At 54.5% G+C, this 15,676-nt stretch carries 17 protein-coding genes; 2 read left to right on the forward strand and 15 right to left on the reverse strand.

Annotation, left to right across the window (positions count from 1 at the left end):
- Positions 1–28: 28 nt before the first annotated feature.
- The 15 genes from PHD76_02640 to PHD76_02710 all read right to left on the reverse strand — a co-directional run bounded on the left by PHD76_02640 (position 29) and on the right by PHD76_02710 (position 13,609).
- Entirely contained in the window at positions 29–691 is a 663-nt protein-coding gene (locus tag PHD76_02640) for a DUF4230 domain-containing protein (GenBank protein ID MDD5260722.1), read from the reverse strand.
- The gene (gene ilvD, locus PHD76_02645) at positions 688–2,400 is read right to left on the reverse strand and encodes a dihydroxy-acid dehydratase (GenBank protein MDD5260723.1); all 1,713 of its coding nucleotides are present in this window, start codon (positions 2,398–2,400) and stop codon (positions 688–690) included. The genes PHD76_02640 and ilvD overlap by 4 nt, the downstream gene beginning before the upstream one ends.
- Before the next feature lie 126 nt (positions 2,401–2,526).
- The gene (locus PHD76_02650; GenBank protein MDD5260724.1) at positions 2,527–3,522 is read right to left on the reverse strand and encodes a putative nucleotide-diphospho-sugar transferase; all 996 of its coding nucleotides are present in this window, start codon (positions 3,520–3,522) and stop codon (positions 2,527–2,529) included.
- Positions 3,523–3,534: 12 nt separating this feature from the next.
- Entirely contained in the window at positions 3,535–4,347 is an 813-nt protein-coding gene (locus PHD76_02655; protein ID MDD5260725.1) for an aldolase/citrate lyase family protein, read from the reverse strand.
- A gap of 5 nt (positions 4,348–4,352) precedes the next feature.
- Complete coding sequence (locus PHD76_02660) at positions 4,353–4,889, reverse strand: dTDP-4-dehydrorhamnose 3,5-epimerase family protein (protein ID MDD5260726.1); 537 nt, start codon at positions 4,887–4,889, stop codon at positions 4,353–4,355.
- Positions 4,890–5,392: 503 nt separating this feature from the next.
- The gene (locus tag PHD76_02665; protein ID MDD5260727.1) at positions 5,393–5,530 is read right to left on the reverse strand and encodes a hypothetical protein; all 138 of its coding nucleotides are present in this window, start codon (positions 5,528–5,530) and stop codon (positions 5,393–5,395) included.
- Positions 5,515–6,504, reverse strand: coding sequence for a putative nucleotide-diphospho-sugar transferase (locus PHD76_02670; GenBank protein MDD5260728.1), 990 nt, complete (start codon positions 6,502–6,504; stop codon positions 5,515–5,517). The genes PHD76_02665 and PHD76_02670 overlap by 16 nt, the downstream gene beginning before the upstream one ends.
- A gap of 26 nt (positions 6,505–6,530) precedes the next feature.
- Complete coding sequence (locus tag PHD76_02675; protein ID MDD5260729.1) at positions 6,531–7,238, reverse strand: hypothetical protein; 708 nt, start codon at positions 7,236–7,238, stop codon at positions 6,531–6,533.
- Between the two features lie 34 nt (positions 7,239–7,272).
- The gene (gene dapB / locus PHD76_02680; protein MDD5260730.1) at positions 7,273–8,010 is read right to left on the reverse strand and encodes a 4-hydroxy-tetrahydrodipicolinate reductase; all 738 of its coding nucleotides are present in this window, start codon (positions 8,008–8,010) and stop codon (positions 7,273–7,275) included.
- A complete protein-coding gene (gene dapA, locus PHD76_02685; GenBank protein ID MDD5260731.1) occupies positions 8,007–8,888 on the reverse strand; it encodes a 4-hydroxy-tetrahydrodipicolinate synthase in 882 nt (293 codons plus the stop codon). The genes dapB and dapA overlap by 4 nt, the downstream gene beginning before the upstream one ends.
- Complete coding sequence (gene dapF / locus PHD76_02690; GenBank protein ID MDD5260732.1) at positions 8,875–9,690, reverse strand: diaminopimelate epimerase; 816 nt, start codon at positions 9,688–9,690, stop codon at positions 8,875–8,877. The genes dapA and dapF overlap by 14 nt, the downstream gene beginning before the upstream one ends.
- Before the next feature lie 184 nt (positions 9,691–9,874).
- The gene (gene lysA, locus PHD76_02695; protein ID MDD5260733.1) at positions 9,875–11,158 is read right to left on the reverse strand and encodes a diaminopimelate decarboxylase; all 1,284 of its coding nucleotides are present in this window, start codon (positions 11,156–11,158) and stop codon (positions 9,875–9,877) included.
- Between the two features lie 54 nt (positions 11,159–11,212).
- Entirely contained in the window at positions 11,213–12,601 is a 1,389-nt protein-coding gene (argH, locus tag PHD76_02700; protein ID MDD5260734.1) for an argininosuccinate lyase, read from the reverse strand.
- 87 nt (positions 12,602–12,688) lie between these two features.
- A complete protein-coding gene (locus tag PHD76_02705) occupies positions 12,689–13,390 on the reverse strand; it encodes a pseudouridine synthase (GenBank protein ID MDD5260735.1) in 702 nt (233 codons plus the stop codon).
- 63 nt (positions 13,391–13,453) lie between these two features.
- Positions 13,454–13,609 (reverse strand): small basic protein, encoded by a 156-nt coding sequence (locus PHD76_02710; GenBank protein ID MDD5260736.1) that lies wholly within the window; start codon positions 13,607–13,609, stop codon positions 13,454–13,456.
- Positions 13,610–13,935: 326 nt separating this feature from the next.
- On the opposite strand from PHD76_02710, the gene PHD76_02715 reads away from it, so the two are divergent.
- Both PHD76_02715 and PHD76_02720 read left to right on the forward strand, forming a co-directional pair.
- Positions 13,936–15,195 carry an MgtC/SapB family protein gene (locus PHD76_02715; protein ID MDD5260737.1) on the forward strand — a complete coding sequence of 420 codons (1,260 nt, stop codon included), beginning with the start codon at positions 13,936–13,938 and terminating at the stop codon, positions 15,193–15,195.
- A 53-nt stretch (positions 15,196–15,248) separates the two neighbouring features.
- Positions 15,249–15,671: an EVE domain-containing protein gene (locus PHD76_02720; GenBank protein ID MDD5260738.1), complete on the forward strand. Its 423-nt coding sequence runs from the start codon at positions 15,249–15,251 to the stop codon at positions 15,669–15,671.
- Positions 15,672–15,676: the final 5 nt, after the last annotated feature.

Below are 15,676 nucleotides of genomic sequence, written 5' to 3' on the forward strand. Positions count from 1 at the left end.
GCCGGCTTTTTCAACACGAACGGAGGATCTAGGGTTTTCGGAAGGAAAACATCATTTCGGAACGATTGCGGTCCGCCAGTTCCTGGAGGCGACGCAAGGCATCCCTGCCCGCCTCGTCCAACAAACCCGAGTTCACTACTTTTTCACGGGCCGTGCGCTCAAATTCGTTCAACGCCTGCTGGCGGTCGGCGGGCTGGACGCGGTTCCAAAGTCCGTCTTCATCCTGAAACGTCAGTTGTCCTGTTTGTTCAATCGATAGAATCCGGACCGGAGGCAAATCCGCAATCACGGCGCCGGTTTGCGGATCCAGCCGGACGACGAACCTCTCCTTCAAATCAAACCCGGCCTTGCCTTCAAACATGCCTTCTATCGTAATGACCTTCTCACTGCCCAGCCAGCGATGCTTCCAGACATAGCGGTGAAGATACTGTTTCTTCATCACCGCAAATTCGGCAATCGGACAACTCTGCTCCTGGATCACTTTTTCGGAAATCCGGATCTCCGGTCGAAGGTTCAGGAGTTCGACAAACACATTTGCGGCGTTGCGAACGGAGGCGGCGCTGGCGCGCGATACGCCGTCGATCATCTCGCCTGGGGCTTCCGAGAGATGATGAAAGCAGGAACGAACTGCCAAGCTCGCGACCAGAATGCCCGCGGCCAGAATAATCGCGAGAATGGCAAAACGTTTCACAATTTCAAATCCGCATCGGTCACGGCGCCTTCGGAGGCGGAACTTACATGCGCGGCATATTTGGCCAGTACGCCACGTGTGTAGTTGGGCTTGGGCTGTTTCCAGGCTTTTTTGCGTTTTTTAATCTCTCCCGGAGCGACCAGCATCTGAATCTGGCGCTTCTCGGCGTCAATCACGATCGTGTCGCCATTCCTGACCAGCGCCAGCGGTCCGCCCAAATAGGCTTCTGGCGTGATGTGTCCCACCACGAACCCATGCGTTCCTCCGGAGAACCGTCCGTCGGTAATCAATGCCACGTCCTTGCCCAAGCCGCGTCCCATGATTGCCGACGTCGGCGACAACATTTCGCGCATTCCAGGCCCGCCTTTCGGCCCTTCGTAACGAATGACGATGACATCCCCCTTTTTGATTTTTCCTTCCAGGATGGCGGACATCGCCGCAATTTCGGATCCGTAAACCCTGGCCTTGCCTTTAAAAAGCAATCCTTCCTTGCCGCTGATTTTTGCCACGGCACCGCCGGGCGCCAGATTTCCGTGGAGAATAACCAGATGCCCGCTCTTTTTGATCGGATCGGAAAGCGGACGGATCACCGTCTGGCCCTCGGGATAGGGTTTCACATCCGCTAGATTCTGCGCGACAGTTTTGCCGGTGACGGTCATGCAGTCGCCGTGCAGCAGCCCGGCGTCCAGCAGTGTCTTCATCAAAGGAGTCAGGCCCCCGATGGCGACCAGTTCCGACATGAGATGTTTGCCTGAAGGCTTCAGGTCAGCCAATACCGGCACACGTTTCCCGATTCGCGTAAAATCTTCCAGGGCCAGCTTGACTTTGCAGGCATGTGCGATGGCCAGCAAATGCAGCACGGCATTGGTGGAGCCGCCCAGTGCCATTACAACGGTGATGGCATTTTCAAACGCCTTGCGCGTCATGATGTCCAGGGGTGTGATCCCCTTTTCGATCAGGTTCAGCACTGCGGCGCCGGCATTGTAACAGTCCGCCTTTTTGGCATCCGAGACGGCGTCCTGGGCCGAGCTGTTCGGCAGGCTCATGCCCATCGCTTCGATTGCGGAAGCCATGGTATTGGCCGTGTACATTCCACCACAGGATCCCGGGCCCGGGATGGCGCAGGCCTCGATTTTTCCGAGGTCTTCGCGCGTGATTTTATTGTTGGCGTATTCGCCGACCGCTTCAAACACGGACACGATGTCCACCGAACGGTTGTTAAAGCAACCTGGCAAAATGGTGCCGCCATAAACAAAGACCGAAGGCCGGTTGAGCCGGGCCATCGAGATCACGCAGCCCGGCATGTTCTTGTCACAGCCTCCGACGGCCACCAACCCATCCAGGCATTCGCAGCCCATGACCGTTTCGATCGAATCGGCGATCACCTCGCGCGATACGAGGGAATATTTCATGCCCTCCGTTCCCATGGAGATGCCGTCGGAAATGGTGATGGTGTTGAAAATAATGGATTTTCCCCCGTTCGCATCCACGCCCCGTCCCGCTTCGACGGCCAGTTTGTCGATGTGCATGTTGCAGGGCGTCACCATGCTCCAGGTTGAAGCGATGCCGATCTGGTTTTTTGCAAAGTCTTCGTTCTTGAATCCGACTGCGTGCAGCATGGCCCGGCTTGCGGAGCGTTCAACCGGCTGGACGAGGCCACCCGAATGTTTTTGATGAAGGGAGCTTGGAGTTTTGGAATTTTTGGCCATTTGGAAATTCCAGCAAAAATCCGGCACGACGCAAGCGTAGCCTGCATGCTCCCGGGATATTACCTGCCTGCGCAGAAGGCCTCCGTGCGTGAATGCGAGGCAAGGGCATCCACTTTCTTATTCATCTCACGGCAGGAGTCTTTTCACAAATCTTTTCCATGGGCTTCGGGCGCGCCGGATTGAGGCGCTGATATCCATCATTCCACCGTTGTCAGGCTGGAATTCACGCAGCGTCTCCAAGCCGCTGACCCCATATCGTTTCTTTAGCTGCAGGCTGATTCTTTCCAATGTCTTCAAATAGGGCGCATAAATTCCCTCCAATACAACATTTTGTTGCAGCGCTTTTTTGGGGCAGAAGGTATGCCACCTGTGTCCATCACTGTGCAGAAGGGAGCTGTAATGAAAAAAAATCAGCGGAAGCCCATCGACGCTCACTCCTTTGCCTTTGGAAAGGAATTCAATGCGATGGGACCCGATATTCCACGGAGCCAAATTGGCTCCGGGATGCCGCAGAATCCTTACCCGTTGATAGCGTTCAGGCCATGTCGTAAGATAGCCCTGGTTCATGAAGCGTCCATCTTCCGTGGCTTCCAATTGGCACCAGTCCAGGCATTGCTCCGTCCATTCCTCCAAACACTGCCGGCCAGTCGAATCCTTGCGCCACAGTCCAAAGCCCGCGTTGAATTCACCGTACATGCGCAAATATTCCGTGTCCTTGTTATAGCGGTGCGGACTCACTCCAATCGATGCCGCTTCAAATTCCTGAAAAAGCGGCTCCGGATCGGAAAAAAACAGGGTGTCGGCATCAATAAATGCAATTGCCTCCCCGTCCGCACAGCGGCTTAACAGATGCTTCAACAGAATGGCCTTGTGTGTGGCGTAAAATTCCCAGGGCTGACGCCGCTCACGCAGTGGAGCCAGTCGCGGTTCCCAATTTTCAACCGTTTTCTGGGGAATAAGTTCCAGACGGGTTTTGAAACGGTCCTCCAGGATGCCCCTCAGTGTCTCATCATAACACACTACGATAATTTGAGCTTCGGGAGAATACTCCAGCAGGGATTCCAGCATCGCTATGCCTTTGGCGGCATAATTCGTGTCAAAATCAGTAACAAACCGTTGCATGATTCCACCCTGTCAAAGTTTCCTGACGATGGCACGCAATTTTTCTCCGGCTTCCTCCAAAATTTCCGGCGGTTGTTCAAACCAGAATTGCAATCTCGCGCGCAACCGCATAATCGCCTCGCCAAATTGTTCCGGCCCCAGTCCGCCCTGGAAAAAAGAGCGCGCAATCCAGGCGCTGCCGGCGCCGAGCCTGGCGTAACCGGCCAGCACCAGATCTGCAGGGACCGGCAGATCCTCCATTTCCGGCCGGGCCACACCTCCAAAACCGAAACGAATTCCAGCCCCCCGGATTTCCCCGGACAAGCGGCGCATGAGATCCGAGGCTGCGACCCCCATGGGACCTGCCAGATTCAATTCCAAACTCAAATCATTCATTCCGATCATGATTTCCTCCACTCCCGGCAGGGAAATAAAATCGCGCAACCGATCCACTGCCGTCGCGGTTTCCAACAGCAATACCGTTTCAGCCCTGCCATCCACCCATTCGATAAAGCGCGCGGCCTCATCCCTTAGGCGAAAACCCGGAAGCATGACGCAGCCTGCTCCAAGAGCCAATGCGCGTTCGATTTCATCCCTGGTTTCGGGATGCGGGCGATTCAAGCGCACAAAGGGCCTTGCCTTTCGTACCAGAGATGTCACGACCTTCAAATCATCCAATGTGTGGCTTGATATGCGGGCGTTGTGAATATGGCCCTGGCGTTCCAATTTTCCCAGGCGCTCAATATCCAACCCAATCCGCTCGATTCCGGCCTCGTCCCCGGGCCGAATCCAGTCAGGATCGTTGCTGATCAAGGTGAGAATAAACTCCCGGGGCGCCTGGGTCATGGCTGTCAATCCAACCGGACCGGAATGTCGTCCGAGCCCGCAGGAAGCAGCCAGTCATCCGGCTTTTCGTAATAAAAAGGCTTGTCGTTCAGCACCAGATAGGACGCCTCATCGACCCCGATATTCCGCAACGCATGCCAGACACCCGGAGGAACAACCACATAACGCGGCCGCAACAAATTGAATGTGGCCACAAGCGATTTTCCACAGGTCGGGGAATGTTTGCGGGCATCATACAAACCAATGCGCACATAGCCGCGGATCGGGAAAATAATGTCGGATTGTTCATGATGGCAATGCCACTGGGACGTATATCCCGGCAAAGCCGAGATATGCACCACGTGCTGGACCTGAAATTCATCCTGAAACCATTCCGGCCGATAGATTTCAGTCAGCGTTCCACCACGGATAACCAGATTTTTCACGTCCTTCACGCGGACGCCGTCAATCGGTATAGGCTTAACCGGGTCCCAATCCGGCGTGACGGTCTGGGAAGCCTGCCTTTCAGGCATCGAAGCGGAAAGATTCTCAGAATCGGTCATCTGCGTCCTAGAAATGCAGGAACAATTTTTTATATCAAGGCCAAAGTCCTGCCCCTCTATCAAGAGGGGCAACGTGGAAAATCTGCATGTCGGAAAAATACTTGACGCAGCGGGTGACTTCGGGGCTAATTGGGCTCAATGAATAATAAATGTTGCTTGGCTTGGGTGACATTGAAATCGGTGCTGGCCGCCTTGCTTTTGCTTGTATCGGTATTTATACAAACGGCACAATCGCAATCCGGCGGAGCGGACGCTGGCACTAAAGTAATGATAGGTGTCCACCTCTTTCAAAGCCAGCTCGGCGCAGGGGCGTGGAACGAACGCATTGCCTTTGTCAATACGACAAGAACCACACTGCCCGTGGGGCAGGTTATTTTTTGGTCGTGCGTCAACCGCCCGGGGCCGAAGATAAATCAGTACGCCAGCAACCAGTCCCTGGATCCCGGAAAAGAGAGTTACCAACTCAACTTGGGACAGACCCTCAGGCCTTCAAAAGAAAGCAATTACACGGCTTGGATAGTGACTCCTTCCCAAACGGCGCCATCCAGGTAGTCATTGCGCCCGGTGTGGTATTGAATCAACTCTTTAAAAGCCCCAAAGGGCCAGAGCAGACCGGCCTCACCTCCTAGAGCCGGAGCCATTTCACAAATCTCCTCCTGGGACTTTGGACACGTCGAATTGCAGCTCCGACATCCACCATGCCATCGTTGTCATGCTGAAGCTCGCGCAAAGTCCCCAATCCGCTGATTCCATGGCGTTGTTTTAACGCGGCGCTAATAGCCTCCAATCTTTCCAAATAGGGCGCATAAATCCGTTTCAACACAACGGGTTGCAGCAGGGCCTTTTTTGGGCAGATCGTGTACCAGCCACCTGAGCTGGTGTGCAACAGCGTGCTGTAATGGAAAAAAATCAACGGCTTCCCATCAGCCAGAACTTCCTTGGAATTGGATTTAATGCGATGTGACCCAATATTCCAGGGGGCAAGATTAGCTCCGGGATGGGGAAAAATCAGCACCTCTTGGTAGCGTTCAGGCCAGACTGTGAGATACCCCTGGTTCATGAAGTGGGCATCCCTGACGCCCTCGAATTCGCAGCGCTCCAGGCATTGCTCGGCCCATTCGTGCAAACACTTTCTGCCTACCAAATCATTACGCCACATTCCAAAGCCCGCATTGAATTCACCATACATGTGCAAATATTCCGTATCCTTGTTAAACCGGTGCGGACTCAGACCCACCGAGGCCTTCTCAAATTCCTGAAAAAGCGGCCCGGGATCCGAAAAAAACAGGGTGTCGGCGTCAATAAAAGCAATCACCCCGCCTGCCTCGCAACGGCTTAACAGATGCTTCAGCAGAATGGCCTTGTGTGTGGCATAAAATTCCCAGGGTCGGCGCTGTTCCCGCAACGGAGCCAGCCGCGGCTCCCAACTTTCAACCGATTTTTGGGAAACGGTTTCCAGGCGATTTTTAAAACGTTCTTCGAGAATGCCCCTGAGTGTCTCATCAAAACACAGCACGGTAATTTGCGCTTCAGGACAATAAGCCAACAGCGATTCCAGCATCGCGATGCCCTTCGCGGCATAATTCACGTCGAAATAAGTGACAAACCGTCGCATGAGCATGCTGGCAATGCAGCAACGATTTACGGGTTCTTTTCCGCATCAAGCTCCTGTTTGAGCTTATCGTATGCGGCCTTGACTTTGGGATTCAGATTTAATGTTTCGTCTGAAATGTTATCCAGCGGGATGTTAACTATCCCGGATTTGTAAATAACAACAACCACATGATCTCTCACCTCAAGGCTGGTAACGCCAGAATACATCTTCCCGTCGCGGGTGCTGACTTTCCTGCCTTCGTCTTCCCTGGGTGCGCTTTGTCTCTTCAGTTCAATTGCCGCCACATCTGCGGGACTGAGCCATTTGCCATCAATTTTTCTTTTCCCGCCCTTAAAAGATGTGGTCTCATCCTTTATTTGCTCTATGTACGCGCCAAGATTTTCCGAGTAACGGGGGTATTTCTTTTGCAGGTCACTGAGCTGTTTGATTTTGGAATCAAGTTTGGTTATATCATCCGCAGTCTGTATATTTTCAGGAAAAATTTCCGGGAGATAATTCACGTCAAAAATGAAATCCTGCTGCACTTTGAGCAGTTGCCCGTCCTTTGTGGTAATGGGAACGAAAAAGCCTTCCTTTTTATAATCGCCGAAATCTGTAAATTCCAGCATACGTGCCGAAACACCGTAATCCGGGACGTAAAAAAGAAAACCGGGCTTGGGCCCGGCATGAAGCGCCTGAGCGCAACAAAACACGCCGACCACAAAAAGACATGCCTTATGGGATAAAGTTATCATGCGCCCGCTCTTCTCAATCTAATCCAATCGGGCACTACTTCAACCCCAGGACGTCAAACATCCCATATACGCCGGCGGGTTTGCCCACCAGCCAGCGCGCGGCGCGCAGGGCGCCGGAGGCAAAGGTATCGCGGCTGGAAGCTTTGTGAACCAGTTCCACCCGTTCTCCGTCCGACGCGAAAATCACGGTATGATCCCCCACCACGTCCCCACCGCGCAACGCATGGACTCCGATCTCATCCGAAGTCCTCGGGCCCGGTTCCCCCACTCTTCCATGCTTGGACAATTCGGCTGCCGTTTTCTTTTTCACCTCAGCCAAAATTTCCACCAAAGTCCGCGCAGTCCCGCTGGGCGCGTCCTTCTTGTGGCGGTGATGCATCTCAACCACTTCCTGGTCAAATCCACTGTTCAAAATCTCTGCCGCCTTGCGCGTCAGATAAAACAGCGTGTTGACGCCGACGGAATAATTGGAGGCGAAAATTACCGGGATTTGCTTCCCGTAAGCCAGAACCTGTTGTTTCACCGCATCCGAATGTCCGGTCGTACCAATCACCAGGGCCTTCTTGTGTGTCGCAGCCAGCTTCGTCACATCCAGCGTGGCGCTGTGATGGCTGAAATCGATAATCGCATCCGCCTTGCCGGCCAGGGGCGCGAGCTCGTCGCCCTGATCCACTTCACCGATGATTTCAAAATCAGAGCCGGTCCTGGCCAGCCGCAAAATAGCCTGGCCCATCCGGCCCTTGGCGCCGACTACTACAATCCTGATCTTCATAGAATTCCGACCTTCTTTAATGTTGCCATCAGTTTCTCACGGTTGCCGGAACTCATGGCCACCAGAGGAAGCCTGACTTCCTCCTGGATCCAGCCCTTGGCGGCCATGGCGGCTTTGATCGGGCCCGGGTTGGCCTCCAAAAAGATGTCGGTGTAAACCCCGTAATATTTCCGGTGCAGCGCCTCAGCCCTCGCGTAATCACCCGCCAGGGCGGCGTCGGTCATGGTCTTCACTTCCGCAGGGATCAAATTCGATGCGACGCTGATTACGCCGCGCGCCCCAACGCTCATAAACGGCACCGTCAAGCTGTCGTCGCCCGACAAAATATCGAATGCATCCGGCAAAGCCTGGCGCAAACGGCTCACCCGGTCCACCGATCCGCCTGCTTCCTTGATGGCCACGATATTTTTCGCATCCCTCGCAAGCCTGACGACCGTTTCAACGCTGATCTCGATTCCACAACGTCCCGGGATGGAATACAAAATCAAAGGCAATCCCGTGCTCGATGCAATGGCCATGAAATGCTGATACAAACCCTCCTGGGTCGGCTTGTTGTAATACGGCGCCACCAGGAGAGCCACATCCACTCCCAGTTCCTCCGCCGCCTGCGTATATTCGATGGCCTCGGCTGTCGAGTTCGACCCCGTCCCGCCGATCACTTTTGTACGCTTCCGGGCCTGCTTCACAGCCAGTTCAATCACCCGGAGATGTTCTTCGTGGTTCAGCGTGGGCGATTCGCCCGTGGTTCCCACCGGCACAATGCCGTCGATGCCCGCTTCGATCTGCCGCTCGATCAGGGCATTGAACGCATCCGCATCCACCAGATTGTTTTTAAAGGGCGTGACCAGCGCCGTGTAGGTTCCTTTATAAGCTGACATCGATTTCTCCTTGGAATACAAAGTCCGCCGGGCCGTGCAACTTCACGTCCGTAAACTGTCCACCTTCGTTCTTAAAAAAAATCTTCAGGATATCTCCGCCCTGCACAAGAACCGAAACCGGCGACTTGAACCCCTTCACCAGCGAGGCAATCAACGCCACTGCGGTGACGCCCGTGCCGCAGGCCAAGGTTTCATTCTCCACACCGCGTTCGTAGGTGCGCACCCGGACTTTGTTGGGCCCCAGCACCTGGGCAAAATTGATGTTCGACCCCTTCGGCTGAAATGCCGCGTGGAAACGCAATTCGGCGCCAAGCCTGGCAATATCGATCTTTTCGATATCCTCCACAAAAAGCACCGCGTGCGGCACACCGGTGTTCAAACAATGCACCGTCAATTCACCCTGGGAGCTTGATATCTTTTGGTTCAAAGCCAGCCCGTTCGGCGAAGTCAGCTCGACTCGCACTTCGTCGCCCAAAAATTCCGCGCCGACTGGTCCCGCTGCGGTGTCGAAGCGGATTTCCTTTTTGCGCGTGCCTGTCGTCTTCTGCGCAAAGCGCGCAAAGCAGCGCGCGCCGTTGCCGCACATCTCGGCTTCGCCGCCGTCTGCATTGTAATAGCGCATCCGGAAATCGGTGTCCTTTGAGCCCGGCTCCAGCGCAAGTAGGCCGTCGGCTCCCACCCCGAACTGGCGATGGCACAGCTTCGCAATCTGCTTGCGGCTCAGCCGCAGGCTTTGCTTCAGGTTGTCGACGCACACAAAGTCATTGCCCGCGCCGCTCATCTTCCAAAATTTAAGTTTCATGCTAGGATTTCACCGCAGAGACACAGAGCTCGCAGAGTTTTCTGGATTCCAAGCTTTAAATATTTAGTTTCAAATCTCAAGGGTTAAGCTGTCTTTTTGCGTCTTTTGTGCCTTTTTGCAGCCAAATCTTATTCCGGTTTTAAGCCTTAAGTTTAAAGTCTCCGCGTTCTCCGCGACTCTGCGGTTAAGACCTCTTTTCCGTCCGGATCAGGTCCTCCAAGGTTTCGCGCTTCCGGGCCACAAGGGCCTTCTTGCCGTCCACCAGGATTTCCGCCACCCGGGGCCGGCTGTTGTAATTCGAGGACATGACAAAACCATAGGCTCCCGCGCTGAGAAACGCAACCCGGTCCCCTTGCTTCAATTGCGGCAGCGGACGCTCCTTGCAAAAGGTGTCGCCCGACTCACAAATCGGCCCCACCACATCCGTCTTGATCCGCCCGCCCTTTGCTTTCCGTAGAGGCACGATCTCGTGGTACGAATCATAAAACGCCGGCCGGATGAGATCGTTCATGGCCGCATCCACAACCAAAAAATTCTTTCGCTTGGTCTTTTTCACCACAACCACTTCGGACAACAAAACTCCCGCATTGCCGGAAATAAAGCGCCCCGGCTCGATCAAAATCTTTAGTCCCAGACCCCGGAGCAACGGAAGCACAGCCTCGGCGTAGTCGGCGGGAGTCATTGGCCGTGGCGAGCGGCGCTTCCACCAGGATGGCGAACCGCTTTCGAGCGCCGGGTCATAGACAATGCCCAGCCCACCGCCAATGTCGAAGAACTCAATGCCATAACGACGCTTCAGATTTGCCACCAGTGGCAGCATCTTTTTAACCGCCGCATGGAACGGCTTGACGGACGTGATTTGTGATCCGATGTGCATTTGCACCCCGCGCAGCCAGATATTGCGAAGCTTCGACGCACGGGCGTAGAGGGCCGGAATTTCCTCGATTGGAATGCCAAACTTGTTTTCATAGGTGCCGGTGGTAATTTTATGGTGCGTGTCCGCATCCACATTGGGATTCACCCGTACGGCCACCGGCGCTTTTTTCTTCAAACGGCCGGCGATCTTATTGATCTGATCCAGTTCGGCAGAACTTTCCACCGTGAAGGCATACACCCCTTCCCTGAGCGCAAACTCGATTTCAGCGGCTGTCTTGCCCACGCCGGCAAAAACACAGCAGTCGGGGCGGCCCCCGGCCTTGATGACCCGGAACAGCTCCCCGCCACTGACAATATCGAACCCGGCACCTTGCCTGGCCAGCAAGCGTAACACCGCCAGATTGGAATTGGCCTTCATGGCATAACAAATCCTGTGATCCAAAGGGGCCAGGGCGTGGCTCAGCCTGGTAAAATGATCACGAAATGTCTGGGCCGAATAAACGTACAGGGGCGTGCCGTGGCGGCGGGCAAGCCGGTCCAGCTCGATACCCTCGCAATACAGCGATCCCTTTTTCAGATAAAAATGGTGCATAATTCAGCCGTGTAAAATGATGAAATTGTAACGAAAAACGGGAATCTGGAAACTCTATTTGAGTTTCTTTTTCCAGCGCAACAATTGCGCCAATACTTGCTTCTGGCCCGGCGCCCCGGTCATCTTCCTGCGCCCCAACGCGGCCCGGACATGGAAGATGCGCGGAATCTTCTCGTCACAGGCCGGATCCAATTGTTTCCAGTCCGGCACTTTCAATTCCGACAGCAGGCAGCCTTTCTTTTCGCTCAGAGCCACGGCCTGGCCGACAATCTCATGCGCGCGCCTGAACGGCACTCCCTTTTGAACCAGCAGATCCGCCACATCCGTCGCCAACAGCAGCGGATCCGAAGCCGCGCATTCGCAGGCAGCCTGGTTCACTTTTACATCCTCCAGCATGGCGGCAAAAATTTCCAGCGACTCCTGCACGGTATCGACACTGTCAAACAGCCGTTCCTTGTCTTCCTGCAAGTCGCGGTTGTATGTCATCGGCAGGCCCTTCAACAGCGTCAAAAGCGCCACCAGATTGCCAATCACCCGCCCGCTCTTGCCCCGGACGATCTCCGCCACATCCGGATTTTTCTTTTGCGGCATCAGGCTTGAGCCCGTCGTAAACGCATCGCCGATCCGCACAAACCCGAACTCCGATGTGGACCATAGGACAAAATCCTCCGCCAGGCGGGAAAGATGCACGGCAACGATCGATCCGGCGGCCACATATTCTAGAATGAAATCCCGGTCGCCCACCGCATCCAGCGAGTATTGGGTCACATCCGGAAATCCTAACAATTTGGCAACCAGCTCCCGGTCAAGCGGAAGGGTGCTGCCCGCCAGCGCTCCCGAACCAAGCGGCAGGACATCCGCACGCGTCCTGGCATCCAGGAGCCGTCCGGCGTCCCGGTCCAGCATTTCGACATAGGCCAGCAAATGATGCGCAAAATAAACCGGTTGCGCCCGTTGCAAATGCGTATAGCCGGGAATCAGAACGTCCGGATATCTGCCAGCCAGATTGACCAGCGCAAACTGCAAGTTGCGGAGCAACTCCATGTCCCGTTCAATCTGGTTCTTGACCCAGAGCCGCATGTCGGTCGCCACTTGGTCGTTCCTGCTCCGGCCTGTGTGCAGCTTGGCGCCCGCAGGCGTGATTTCCGTCAGGGCCGACTCGATGTTCATGTGCACGTCCTCGAGCTCTTCCTTCCAGGGGAAAGCGCCCTCCTGGATTTGCGACAAAATCTGTTTCAGGCCCTTTTCTATCGCGACAAATTCTCCTCTGCTGAGGACGCCGATTTTCAACAGCATCTGCGCATGGGCAAGGCTGCCGGCGATGTCTTCCCGGTACAACCGCCAGTCGTAGTGGACCGATTTGGTGAATTTTTGCACCAAACGGTCGGGCCCGGACGAGAACCGTCCGCTCCAGAGGGCTTTGGATGGAGACTTCTTTTTCATGTCGTCAGATGTCCTGCTGCATCTACCCACTGTTACTACAGGAGGACGGGCAAAAAACCAAAATCTAAAATCGGGAAAGTTACAGAATCACTTGCCGGTTTCAGCGGCCAGCGCTTGGAGTTCCTTCGCTTCCAGCAAGCGCCATTCGCCCGGTTTCATATTATGCAGTTTGAGTGAACCCATCTGCACACGCTGAAGCTTGGTCACTTTATACCCCATTTTCATGAACATCAGCCGGATCTGCCGTTTCAACCCCTGCGTCAGGGTCACTTTCAACCGGTTGCGGCCAATTTTGAAAATCGATTCCATTTTTGCGTAGCCGAATTCAATCGTCATCCCCTTCAAAAAACGCGGCACCAGTGCGAAATCCAGTTCCCGGTCGATCTCCACATGATAAATTTTTTCGAGTTTAAAACGTGGGTGCGTCATTTTTTGCGCCAGATTCCCGTCATTGGTCATGATAAGCAGGCCTTCACTGTCCAAATCCAGGCGCCCGATATAAAACAGCCGCGCCAAATCGGACGGAACGAGATCGAAAACTGTTTTTCTCCTGCCTTGTGAGACTCGGGAACAAACAACACCTTTCGGCTTGTTCAGCATCAGGGTGATGGACTCCTCCTGCCGACAACGCACGCCATCGACTTCAACCTTGTCGGTCGGGAGGACCTGGGTGGCCAGTTGGACGACTGTTTTTCCGTTGATTTTGACTTTGCCGTCGCGGATGAGGGTGTCGCAAAAACGGCGGGAGCCATGCCCTGCGGCAGCCAGAAACTTGTTCAGTCTGGTCATAAGCAGGATGATAAGAGTGGGCGAGCCCGGCCAATGCCGGTCAAAGGCTCGTTCCGTCTTATCTTATTCTTCCGGCTTGGTCTTGGGAATTTTATAGACGTTGGCGTCGGTTTTCCACTGAGCGCGTTTTTTAAGCAGTTCTACCCGTTCAAAACGTTTCAGCACGTTCCGCTTGACCATGATCTGGCTGGAGCCACGGAGGCTTTTGTGTTGCGACATAGAGTGGACAAGGTAGCGATCCGCCCCCGGTCGGCAAGAGTAAAATATCAGCACATTTTAACGCAAAACAAAGGGCGAAAGTCGGATTTCTCACGTCCGCCAAAGTCCGCCGCGGCGGACAGTGTGCAACAAAAAGGCTTGTTGAACCACAGATGGACACGGATAGACGCAGATATGAAGCTTGAAACTTACGACCTTAAATTTGAACCTGGCGTAAGCTGATCCATCCCCCTGATAAGGGAAAACAAGGGGGTTTTGTTAAATCCGCCGTCGCAGTCTTGTATTTATGATTTATCATTCGGGAATCATCCCCCATACTCGAAGTCATGCTGCAGGACCTGCTCAAAAACCTGATTGTCAGCGCCAGCCTGGGCGGCCTGATCGGGCTGCAACGCCAGTGGGATGACCAGCACTTCCATCCGGAACGCAGAAACATCGCGGGCCTGCGCACGTTTACGCTTTGGGCCGCTCTGGGCACCCTCTGCGCCACGGTGGACCTGCAACGCCCCCTGTTTTATCTCGCCGGCTTCCTCGTAATTGCCGTCTTTATCGCCATCTTCATCCATCAAAAACTGGAGACCGCAGACGAGGGATTTGGCCTGACCACCGGGCTTGCCGGACTGATCACGTATCTCATCGGCGGATTGGTGGTCTGGGACCAGTGGAAAATCGCTTTGGTGCTGGCGGTCTCCTTGATTATTTTGCTGGCCTCAAAGCGGCGCGTGCGGGATGTCACCCAGCGCTTTACACCCCAGGACGTCAAACAGGCCCTGCAATTTGCAGCCATTTCGGGAGTAATTTTGCAGCTTGTGCCAAATCGCGAATACGGGCCCTTCCAGGCCTTTAATCCGCACATCCTCTGGCTGATGGTGGTGTTGGTTTCAGGCCTGGGCTTTTGCGGCTACGTCGCCGTACGACTGCTGGGCGAGAAAGGTGGCATCATCCTGACCGGGGTGCTCGGCGGCATGGCTTCGAGTACGGCCACCACACTGGCCATGAGCCGGCAGAGCAAATCCCAGCCCAAACTGAGCAGCGCCTGCGCCCTGGCCATTATTCTGGCCTGCACGATCATGCTGGGCCGCGTCGCCTTCATCACGCTCGCTGTCGAACACAGCGTTTTCTTCAAAGTGCTCCCCGGATTGGCTCTACTGGCTTTACCCGGGTTGGGGTTCGCGGCATGGTTCTGGTTTTCAAAAAATAAAGATAGTGCGACAAAAAAGAGCCCTAATTTCATCAACCCGCTCGGCCTGAAAGTCGCCCTGCAATTTGCCGTCATTTACATGGTGATTGTGTTCATCGCCCGCGCCGCAACCCAGTATTACGGCAATGCGGGGCTGTATTGGGCCAGCTTTATCTCCGGACTGACCGATCTCGACGCCATCACAGTCTCCGTCAGCCAGATGGCGGGCAAAGGCACCATCACACCGGACATCTCAGCCAATGCCATCGTTCTGGGCTGCCTTGCCAATACGATCCTCAAAGGAACAATGGCGTGCGTGCTGGGCGACGCGGGCCTTCGCAAGCCGATTATCATGATATTCGGATCCACCCTTGCCGTGGGCAGTGCGTATCTTTTATTCATCTGATTTTAAATTTTCAAGAAGTTGCCACTTCGCAACCCGGCCTCTAGGCTGATTCCATGTCCCAATCGCACTGGCTCGTCAAACAGGAACCCGAAACGTATCCCTTTGATCAACTGTTGCGGGATCAAAAAACCAGATGGGACGGTGTCCGGAATTTTCAGGCGCGCAATAATCTTCGTTCCATGAAGAAGGGCGATCTCGTTCTCTACTACCACAGCGGAGAGGAACGCGCCGTGGTCGGACTTTGTGAGGTCATCACGGAGGCATACCCCGATCCGACCGCCACCGAGGGCGATTGGTCGGCGGTTGATTTGAAGCCGTTGAAAAAATTGCCCCGCTCAGTCCCCCTCGCCAACATCAAATCAAAAAAGGCTCTGGCCAACATGGCGCTGGTACGGCAATCCCGGCTTTCCGTCATGACCGTAACTGCGGCGGAATTTTCTGAAATCCTAAGCTTGAGCGGTACGTCCTTAAAATAAATTCA

The sequence above is a fragment of the Candidatus Methylacidiphilales bacterium genome (genome assembly GCA_028713655.1).
Taxonomy (GTDB): domain Bacteria; phylum Verrucomicrobiota; class Verrucomicrobiia; order Methylacidiphilales; family JAAUTS01; genus JAQTNW01.